The sequence below is a fragment of the Mizugakiibacter sp. genome (genome assembly GCF_039680435.1).
Classification (GTDB): domain Bacteria; phylum Pseudomonadota; class Gammaproteobacteria; order Xanthomonadales; family Rhodanobacteraceae; genus Mizugakiibacter.
Genome location: NZ_JBDKSX010000069.1, coordinates 1 through 9,222, shown reverse-complemented (window position 1 = coordinate 9,222; position 9,222 = coordinate 1). Strand labels below are relative to the sequence as shown.

The following is a 9,222-nucleotide window of genomic DNA, read 5'->3' as shown; positions in this document are numbered from 1 at the left end:
CGGCACCAGCTCCGCCAGCGATACCAGCAGGCTGCGGTCGAGCGCTTCCAGGTCGCGCTTGTGGGTGATCTCGGCCAGCGTGTCGAGCAGGCGGGCCGGCTCCGGTGCGGCGATGGGCGACAGCAGTCGGGCGTTCATCGCACGTGTGCTCCCGCGGCGGGCGCGCGCGGCGCAGGTCCGGGCCGGCATCGCGCGCGGAATTCGGGGATGCCGCGCGCGGGGGGCGGGGCGTTGGCGGCGGCGATCGGCATGGGCGCAGGCGTCGCGAAGGCGCGGCATCTCCCGGATCGGTGCGCCGGCCATCTGCCGCAGCTAGGCGCGTGGCCAGCGCGGCGGAGGATCGCTTTCCCCCGCCTTCGCCCTCTGTATCGGCCGACGCGCGCCCGGCTTGAGCGCGGCGCGGCGTTCAGGCGCCGGCCGGCGCGCCGTGCAGGAAGTCCAGCGCGGCCTGCAGCATCGCGTGCATGCCGACCCCGAGCGCGCCCTCGTCGAGGAAGAACTTCGGCGAGTGGTTGGCCGGCGCGGTGGCCGGATCCTGCCCGGCGGGCGTCGCGCCGACGAAGAAGTACACGCTGGGCACCGCCTTGGCGAAGTAGGCGAAATCCTCCGACGCCATCCACGGCTTCGCCGCGTGCACGTGCGCGGCGCCGAGCGCCTCGACTAGGCTGGCCTTCACCTTCGCTTCCAGCGCCGGATCGTTGACCAGCACGGGGTTGCTGTCGCCGACCGGGATCTGCGCCTCCACCGTGGCGCCGTTGGCGGCGGCGACGTGCTCGGCGATGCCCTTGAGGTTGTCGAACACCTGCCGGCGCATGCCGTCGTCGAAGGTGCGGATGGTGCCCTGCAGCTCGACCTGGTCGGGCACGATGTTGTAGCGCGCGCCGCCCTCGAAGATGCCGAAGCTGAGTACCGCGGGCAGCGTGCTGATGTCGAGCTTGCGGCTGACGATGGTCTGCGCCGAGGTGACGATCTCGGCGGCGGTGACGATCGGGTCGACGCCGTTCCACGGCATCGCGCCGTGCGTCTGGCGGCCGTGCACGACCATGCGGAACCAGTCGGAGCCGGCCATCGCCGGACCGGGCCGCACCGCCACCTCGCCGACGTTCAGCGAGCTGACCACGTGCATGCCGAACATCGCGTCCGGCTTGAAGCCGAGCTTGCCGAACAGGCCCTCGTCCAGCATCAGCGAGGCGCCGCCCTGCTCGCCGGCGGGCGCGCCTTCCTCGGCCGGCTGGAACACGAACATCACCTCGCCCGGCAAATCCTTCTTCATGCCGGCCAGCGCGCTGGCGATGCCGAGCAGCATCGCGGTGTGCGCGTCGTGGCCGCAGGCGTGCATCACGCCGACGGGCTTGCCGCGGTATTCGCCCTTCGCCTTCGAGGCGAACGGCAGGTCCACCTCCTCGGTGACCGGCAGCGCGTCCATGTCGGCACGCAGCGCCAGCTTCGGCCCCGGCTTGCCGCCGCGGAGGATGCCGATCACGCCGGTGTGCGCGATGCCGGTATGCACCTCGAGGCCGAGCGCCTTCAGCTGCTTGGCCACCAGCGCGGCGGTGCGCGTCTCGCGGTTGCTCAGCTCGGGATGCTGGTGGATGTCGCGCCGCCAGGCGGTGACTTGCGGCAGCTCCTGCCGGGTCAGCGCGGCGGCCGGATCGGCCGCGCCGGCGGCACTCGCGCCGGCGGCGGCGAACATCGAGGCAACGACGAAGGCGAGCGCGGATGCGCGCATGGCGGTTTCTCCGGCGGAAGGCCGGTCGATGCTAGCGCGATCCGCGCCGCGATGCCCCGCGCGGCGGCCGGAGCCGCCGCGATCAGGCCGCGTTCGACGCGCAGTGCGTCTCGTAGGCGGGATACAGGCGCACTTCCTCGCGCGTCCAGCGCTGGTTGAGCGTGCCGAGCAGGCGGCCGAAACCGCGCGCGAAGGCGAGGTCGTCGCCGCCGTTCCGGTAGGCGTCGAAGAACGCGACGATCTCGCGCGACAGTTCCTGCATCTCGTCGGCATAGGTGTTGGCGATCGCCTGCGTGGCGACGCTGCTGCGCAGGGCCGGATACAGCTCGGCATCCTCGCGGCGCAGGTGGTCGACGATCAGGTCGCGCGCCTTGGCGAGGCGCTGGCGGCCTTCGGCGCTGGCAATGCCGTGGCGGCGCACGTCCTCGAGCAGGGCGCGCATCTCGGCGTGCTGGTGCCGCAGGGTGGCGGTCAGACTCACGGGGAAACTCCTCGGGGGGAAGGGGCGCCCAGCGTAGGCGCCGAAGCCGCCGGCGGCCCTGACTCGGGTCAGCCGTGCGACGCCGCGCGTGCGCACACCCACTCTTCCGCGCGTGTCCAGTGCAAGGGAAACAATTCGTGACGACCGCGGCCTATACGTTGGTCGCGTTTACGCGCGCGCGACCGCGGCGTATAGCTGTGCTCGAGTCGGCAAATGTCCGTCGATGGCGTGAAGCCATCTCTCCCACCGCCGCGACGGACATGCAGCGCCCCGCTCCGAGACCGTCATGCTGAAACTCGACGTCATGCACCGCCAGCACCGCGCCATCCGCGCGCTGTTGCAGGCGCTGGGCGCGACGGCGATCGACACGCCGGACGGCCAAACCCTGCTGCGCCTGGCGCGCACCACGATCCTCAACCACGTGCACGAGGAGGATCTGGAGTTCTATTCCGCGCTGGCGCGCGAAGCGGAGGTCGGCGCGCTGGCCGATGCGTACTACGGCGAGATCCGCGAAACCTCGCGCCAGGCCACGGCGTTCTTCGACGCCTGCGCCGAGGGCGGCGACCTGCAGGCCTACGCTGACGGCTTCGACACGATCTGCCGGCTGATCGTCCAGCGCATGGATCGCGAGGAGATGCGCCTGTTCGCCGCGTACAGCGCGACGGTCGACGGCGATGACGCGCCTCCGGACATGCCGATCGGGCTGCCCGCCTGACGCGGCGCGGCGATCCCGCTCCGCGCCCACGCCCGCCCGGGGCGCGCGCTAGCCTTGATGCTCCAGCGCGAGGTAGGCCTCGCTCTGCATCTCGATCAGGCGCGATTCGGTGCGCGCGAACTCGGCGCGCAGGCGCGCGCCGTCGTACAGCTCGACGATCGGCGCCGCCGCCGACAGCACCAGCTTGACGCGGCGGTCGTAGAACTCGTCGACCAGGTGGATGAAGCGCTTCGCCTCGTCCTCCATCTCCGGCGTGAACTGCGGCACGTTGGACACCAGCACGGTGGCGTAGCCGCGCGCCAGCTCGATGTAGTCGGCGACCGCGCGCGGCCCCTCGCACAATGCGGCGAAGTCGAACCAGGCGACCTGGCCGGCGCGGCGGCGCAGCGCGATCGCGCGCTCGTTGACCACCACGCTGCCGCCCTCCTCGGCCGCGCCGCGCGCCACGCGCTCGAAGATCGCGGCCAGCGCGCGCTCGGCCTCGGCGCCGGCCGGCGTGCGGTAAACCGGCGCGCGGGTCAGCGCGCGCAGCCGCCAGTCGTGCGCGGACACCAGCTCGACCACGCGGCAGTGCCGCTCCAGCAGCGCGATCGCCGGCAGGAAGCTGGCGCGCTGCAGGCCGTCCCGGTACAGCCGCGCCGGCGGCGTGTTGGAGGTGGTCACCAGCGCCACGCCGTGCGCGAACAGGTGCTTCAGCAGGTTGGCCAGGATCATCGCGTCGCCGATGTCGGCGACCAGGAACTCGTCGAGGCAGAGCACGCGCGCGCGCCCGGCGATCTGCGCGGCGACCTCGCGCAGCGGATCCTCGCGGTGGTCGAGCGCGCGCAGCGCGGCGTGCACCTCGGCCATGAAGCGATGGAAGTGGCGGCGCAGCTTGCGCGGCTCCGGCAGGCCCTCGAAGAACAGGTCGGTGAGGAAGGTCTTGCCGCGGCCGACGCTGCCCCACAGGTACAGCCCCGGCGGCGTCGGCGCGCGCGCGCCGAGCGCGCCGCGCAGGCGCGCCAGCGCGCCCGCCGGCGCCGCCAGCGCCGCGTGCAGGCGGTCGAGTTCGGCCAGCGCGGCGTGCTGCGCGGGGTCGTCCTCCCAGCGCCGCGCGGCGACGCCGGCGCGGTAGCGCGCGCCGGGCAGGTCGGCGCCGAAGGCCGCCGCGTTCGTGCTCATGCGTCGCGCAGGGGCGGCAGCCAGGCGCGCACGCCGTTCTTCACCGCGCCGCGCAGGTCGATCAGGCGGCGGTGGAAGAAGTGGCCGGTCTCGGGCATGCGCACCAGCGTCGGCGGCGACGCCAGTTGCGCGGTCCAGGCGAATACCGCCTGCGGATCGACCAGCTCGTCGTCCTCGCCCTGCACGACCAGCCACGGGCAGTCCGGCAGCGCGATGGCGTCGAACGGCCAGCGCCCGACCGGCGGCGCGACCGTGATCAGCGCGTCAACGCCGAGCCGGCGCGCGTTGGCCAGCGCCACGTAGCTGCCGAACGAGAAACCGCCCAGCCACAGCGCGTCGCCGGGGCGCACGGCGCGCACCCACGCGGCCACCGCGGCCAGGTCCTCGCCCTCGCCGCGGCCCTCGTCGTAGGCGCCGTCGGATGCGCCGACGCCACGGAAATTGAAGCGCACGGCGGCCAGCCCGCACTCGCGCAGCGCGCGCTCGAGCATCGTCACCACCTTGTTGCGCATGCTGCCGCCGTGCACCGGATGCGGGTGGCAGATCACCGCCACGCCGGCGCGCGCGTCGGCGGCGGGCACGTCGGCGGCCACTTCGATCCGGCCGGCCGGCCCGGCGAGCGCGAATTCGGACGCCTCGCCCGGAAACGTCGCGGGCGCGGGAGACAGGGACACGGTCATGCGCGCATGATACCCGCCCACGCCGGCCCGACAGAACCGCGGCCGCCGCGCGGACCCGCCATGAACCATCTCGCCCACGCCCTGCTCGCCGGCGACGACCCCGCCCTGGTGTTCGGCAGCCTGCTCGGCGACTTCGTGCGCGGCGCGCCCGATCCCGCGCTGCCGCCCGCGCTGCGCGCCGGCATCCGCCTGCACCGCGCGGTCGACGCCTGGACCGACGCGCATCCGATCGTCGTCGCCGGCCGCGCGCGCTTCGCGCCGCCGTGGCGGCGCTACGCCGGCATCCTGCTCGACGTGTGGTTCGACCACTGCCTCGCCGGGGATTTCGCGCGCTGGGCGGACCGCCCGCTGGACGCCTACGCGCAGTGGCTGCACGCGGTACTGGACGCGCACGCCGCGCTGCAGCCGCCGGCGCTGCGCCGCTTCGTCGCCTACATGCGCGCGCACGCGCTGCCCGCGGCCTACCGCGAGCGCGCCACGCTGGACGACGTGTTCGCCGGGCTGTCGCACCGGCTCAGCCGCGCCAACCCGCTGGCGGAATCGGGGCCCGCGCTGGACGCGCAGGCCGGGCGGCTGGCGGCGGATTTCGAGGCGTTCTTCCCGCAGCTCAGCGCGTTCGCGGCGGAAGAGCGGGTGCGGCTGCGCGCGCTCGAGGGCGCGGACTAGGCGCGGTGCTGCCTCATCTCGACAGGGCTTCGTCCCCGAAGCGGCCGTCGCCGGCCATCCATGACCGGCCGAAGCGACGCACACGCGATGCGCTGCTGCGCATCGCGCAAACGCGCGTCACTTCACCTGGTCGACCATCCACTTGACCGTGTTGGCGACCTGCTCGCCGCTCAGCGCGGGGTTGCCGCCCTTGGGCGGCATGAAGTTGCCGTCCGGGCCGTGGTAGCCGTCGGTGGCGTGCTTGACCAGGGTGTCGAGGCCCTGCGCGATGCGCGCGCTCCACATCGCCTTGTCGCCCAGCTTCGGCGCGCCGGCCACGCCGGCGGTGTGGCAACTGTGGCAGAGGTTGTCGTAGACGGTCTTGCCGTCGGTGCTGCCGCCATAGGCGACCTGCGCGGCGGCGGCCTTGTCGGCGCTTTCCTTCGCCGCCTGCATGGCGGCGCGGCCGGTGTCGCCGGCGTACACCGCGCCGACCGGCGCGATGCGCGTGCCCGCCGCCGCATCGGCGGCCGACTCAAGGGTCGCACTCGGGCTGATCGTTTGCCGGCTGTAGATGAACATGGCCAGCCCGATCAGGCACAGCGCCAGCAGCACCAGCCCGGAGATCATGGCGAAGAAATGGCGGAGGAAGGTCTGGTCGGATTTGCTGATGGGACCGCTCACGGAATCACCCCTGCCTCGTTCGGCCGGAAGGCTGCCGGCCCAGCACGAAAAGGGCGCAGTTTAGCCGATCCTCCCGTGCAGGCGGTAGTCGGCGTACCGGCGGCGCGGCAAGCGGGGCCGGCACGGCCGGCCCCGCGACACCGTTCAGAACGTGTAGCTCACCCGCACGCCCAGGCTCTGCATGCGCGAACGCGGCTGGCTGACGACGAACTGCAGTCCGCCGGCGTCGACCAACTGCTCGCTCGAGCGCCCGAAGTCCTGGATCGTGTAGTAGCCGGTCAGGTCCCAGTGCGGATTGAAGCGGTAGCCGACCTCGAGGTCGCCGCCGATCGACTTACCCGGGTGCAGTTCCGGATTGCTGTCCGCGCCGAAATCGGTCAGGTGCGCGTCCTCGTGGGTCTGCACCGGGAAGGTCAGGGCGATCCCGCCGTGCCAGCGCAGGCCGCCCTCCTGCCGGATCTGCAGGCCGGTGCGCAGGTAGTAGTAGCGCCAGTCCTCGATCTGCTCGCCGCCGGGCAGGCTGTCGTTGCGGATGCGCCGCGACCACTGGTTGACGCCGAGGCCGGCGAACCAGTCCGTCGTCCAGCCGCTCCACAGCGTGCGGTACAGCGCGTCGCCCTCGGCCTGCCAGCCGCGATAGCGCGTCTTGGTGCTGAACGGCGTGTTGTTGCCGAAGCCGTCCTGGACGCCGCCGTCGTAGGTGATCTTGCCGTCGTACGCCTTCGCCGAGGCCGCGAACAGCAGGCCGGCGTCCTTCTGCTGCGTCCACGCCGCGCCGAGGAATCCGACCGGGCCGTGCTCGTGCACGTTCGGCGGCGGCGAGAAGTACTCGTACCAGTCGAACTGCTCCACGCCGGCGTCGACCGAAACGGCGGCCTGGGCCGCACCCGCGGCGGCAAGGCCGGCGGCCAGCGCGGCCGCGATTAATGTCCTTTTGTTCACGCGTTGATCTCCTTGATCGTTGGGCACGCGCCGCGCGGCGGTGTCGCGCCGACATGCCGGCGGGTCCACCGCCGCACGGTCGCACCCGCCACGATGCCACAACCGTCCGCATACAGCCCAGCGGCGGGATCGGCGCAGCGGCGATTCCATGCGACAATCCCGAAGACGCGCCCGCGGCTCGGCTGGTCGAGCGGCGGGCGCTTTGCCGAGTCCGGCGGACTCGGCTGCCCGACGCGAGGGCGAGGCAGGAAGCCGAGCGGATGCCGCACCACGGAAGGTTCATGCGACAATCCCGAAGACGCGCCCGTAGCTCAGCTGGATAGAGTGCTGCCCTCCGAAGGCAGAGGTCGTGGGTTCGAATCCCGCCGGGCGCGCCACTTCCCTCCGATGTCCTGCCGCTTCGCGCGCTGCGCGTCGGCGCGCCCTCAGCCGTTTGCCTCGAGATGCGCGAGATGCGCCAGCAGGCCGGCCAGGCTGCGCAGGTCCTGGGCGTTGTGATCGGCGACGCGGCGCAGGTTGGTCGCCGCACCGCCGCGCAGATAGGTCAGCCACGCCTGCGGCGCCTCGGCACCCGGCAGGTCGTCCTCGCGCAGCACGTCCAGCAGCATGCGCTCGGCGGTCAGCAGGCGGCAGTTCGGCCAGAGGCCGCGGTAGCGGCGCCTTACCGCGTGCAGCAGGTCGACGTGCACGAGGCCGGCCAGCGGATTGGCCAGGCGCGCCAGGCGATAGCGCGTGGCCAGTAGCGGTGCGTCGTAGCAGCGGCCGTTGTAGCTGACCAGCGCGGTGTCCTCGCGCAGCCAGTCGGCGAACGCGCGCAGCATCGCCCCTTCCGCGCCGAGGCAGGTGATGTAGAGCTGGCGCAGGCGCAGCGCGCCGTCGTGCCAGTCGGCCGCGCCGATCATGAAGGCGCGCGTGCCGGTGCCGCCGGCGAGGCCAGTGGTCTCGGTGTCGAAGGCGAGCAGGCGTTCGCGCGCGAGCGGCTGCGCGGGCGAGGCGGCGAGATGCACGACCTCGGGCAGCGCGGGCCACGGCGCGCGCGCCTCGAGCAGGCGCAGGCCGGGCGCGATCTCCTCGCCGGGCAGCGCGCGGTCGACTTCGGCGCGATGCGACGCCGGACGCGCCGCGCGCTCGCGCAAACCCAGCAGGCGGCGCAGCGCATCGATCTCGCCGGCGGCGGCGCGCGGCCGCGGCGATGGCGACAGCGTGCGGCCGGCCTGTGCCTGCAGCCGGCGCAGCTGCTCGGCCAGCGCGCTCACGCGTCCGCCAGCAGCGCCAGCACGCGAGCGGCCAGCGCCTTCGGCGTGCGCTCGGCCTGCTCGTCGGCGGCGAGGATCGGGCCGACGCAGGCCGGGCAGCCGGCCGTGCAGTCGCAGGCGGCGACCAGCCCGCGCGCTTTCTCCATCAGCTCGGCGCGACGCAGATACAGCGGCTCGCTCAGGCCGACGCCACCGGGGAAGTTGTCGTACAGATAGACCGTCGGCACGAATTCCGACGCCGCGGCCGGATCGGCCACGCCGCCGTCGCCGGCGCGCCACTGGCCGCGGCCACGGCCGTCGGCGGTGGAGAACCAGGCGCCGTCGCCGCTGCCGACCGCCTTCTGCAGGTCGCGGCCCTCGGCCATCGCGGCAACCGTGGCGACGATGTGCAGCGCGTGCGCGGCGCCGAGGAAACCGTCCAGCGCGTCCTGCCGCGAGGCGAACGAAGCTTCCAGCAGCGGCTGCGGCAGCTGCCACCACACCGCGGTGGTGTGCAGCTCCTGGTCCGGCAGGTTGACCGGGCCGTAGCCGATGTTCTCGTGGCTGTAGTAGCGGATCTTCTTGTAGCCGGCGACGCGGCGCACCACGTGCACCTCGCCGTGGTGCGCGGTGCCGCGGCCGGCGTTGGCGCCGTCGAAGCGCTCCAGCACCTTCAGCTTGGTGTAGTCGATGGCGTCGGTGTAGTAGTCGACGTGGGTGCGGGTGACGTAGGCCTTGCGCCCGTCCCAGTCGAGCCGCTCCACCTGGTAGGGCGTCGACTGCACCATGTGGATCGCGCCCTCGTACAGCGTCAGCGCGGCGGCGGCGTAGTCGACCTCGGCGATGATGGTCTGCCGGCCCTCGGTGCGGTCGACGACGACGAAGTTGCCCTCGCCCACCGAGCGCAGGCCGACCGCGTTGGCCGGATAGCTGTCGGCGATCCATTCCCA

At 73.0% G+C, this 9,222-nt stretch carries 10 protein-coding genes and 1 tRNA gene; 3 read left to right on the top strand and 8 right to left on the bottom strand.

All coding sequences use genetic code 11. The features are described from left to right. Positions 1–406: 406 nt before the first annotated feature. Both ABFC67_RS07360 and ABFC67_RS07355 read right to left on the bottom strand, forming a co-directional pair. Positions 407–1,729: an amidohydrolase gene (locus tag ABFC67_RS07360; protein ID WP_346737344.1), complete on the bottom strand. Its 1,323-nt coding sequence runs from the start codon at positions 1,727–1,729 to the stop codon at positions 407–409. 82 nt (positions 1,730–1,811) lie between these two features. After that, positions 1,812–2,210, bottom strand: a complete 399-nt coding sequence (locus tag ABFC67_RS07355; protein ID WP_346737343.1) for a hemerythrin domain-containing protein — start codon at positions 2,208–2,210, stop codon at positions 1,812–1,814. Positions 2,211–2,496: 286 nt separating this feature from the next. Here ABFC67_RS07355 and ABFC67_RS07350 point away from each other — a divergent pair, with 286 nt between their 5' ends. After that, the gene (locus ABFC67_RS07350; RefSeq protein ID WP_346737342.1) at positions 2,497–2,925 is read left to right on the top strand and encodes a hemerythrin domain-containing protein; all 429 of its coding nucleotides are present in this window, start codon (positions 2,497–2,499) and stop codon (positions 2,923–2,925) included. Positions 2,926–2,973: 48 nt separating this feature from the next. Here the strand turns inward: ABFC67_RS07350 and zapE are convergent, their stop codons facing one another. Together zapE and ABFC67_RS07340 are read right to left on the bottom strand one after the other, a co-directional pair. Beyond that, complete coding sequence (zapE, locus tag ABFC67_RS07345) at positions 2,974–4,086, bottom strand: cell division protein ZapE (RefSeq protein WP_346737341.1); 1,113 nt, start codon at positions 4,084–4,086, stop codon at positions 2,974–2,976. Then, a complete protein-coding gene (locus ABFC67_RS07340) occupies positions 4,083–4,766 on the bottom strand; it encodes an alpha/beta family hydrolase (RefSeq protein ID WP_346737340.1) in 684 nt (227 codons plus the stop codon). The genes zapE and ABFC67_RS07340 overlap by 4 nt, the downstream gene beginning before the upstream one ends. A 60-nt stretch (positions 4,767–4,826) precedes the next feature. Between ABFC67_RS07340 and ABFC67_RS07335 the strand changes: the two genes are divergently transcribed. After that, positions 4,827–5,432: an ACP phosphodiesterase gene (locus ABFC67_RS07335; protein ID WP_346737339.1), complete on the top strand. Its 606-nt coding sequence runs from the start codon at positions 4,827–4,829 to the stop codon at positions 5,430–5,432. 117 nt (positions 5,433–5,549) lie between these two features. Here ABFC67_RS07335 and ABFC67_RS07330 read toward each other — a convergent pair whose 3' ends face one another. Continuing rightward, complete coding sequence (locus ABFC67_RS07330; RefSeq protein WP_346737346.1) at positions 5,550–6,041, bottom strand: c-type cytochrome; 492 nt, start codon at positions 6,039–6,041, stop codon at positions 5,550–5,552. 198 nt (positions 6,042–6,239) lie between these two features. Further along, a complete protein-coding gene (locus ABFC67_RS07325; protein WP_346737338.1) occupies positions 6,240–7,037 on the bottom strand; it encodes a hypothetical protein in 798 nt (265 codons plus the stop codon). A 300-nt stretch (positions 7,038–7,337) separates the two neighbouring features. On the opposite strand from ABFC67_RS07325, the gene ABFC67_RS07320 reads away from it, so the two are divergent. Next, positions 7,338–7,414 (top strand) — tRNA-Arg (locus tag ABFC67_RS07320). 48 nt (positions 7,415–7,462) lie between these two features. Here ABFC67_RS07320 and ABFC67_RS07315 read toward each other — a convergent pair. Next, positions 7,463–8,239, bottom strand: coding sequence for a ribonuclease H-like domain-containing protein (locus ABFC67_RS07315; RefSeq protein WP_346737345.1), 777 nt, complete (start codon positions 8,237–8,239; stop codon positions 7,463–7,465). A gap of 50 nt (positions 8,240–8,289) precedes the next feature. After that, positions 8,290–9,222 (bottom strand): Zn-binding domain-containing protein (locus tag ABFC67_RS07310; RefSeq protein WP_346737337.1); only part of this gene is annotated, 933 nt, incomplete at its 5' end.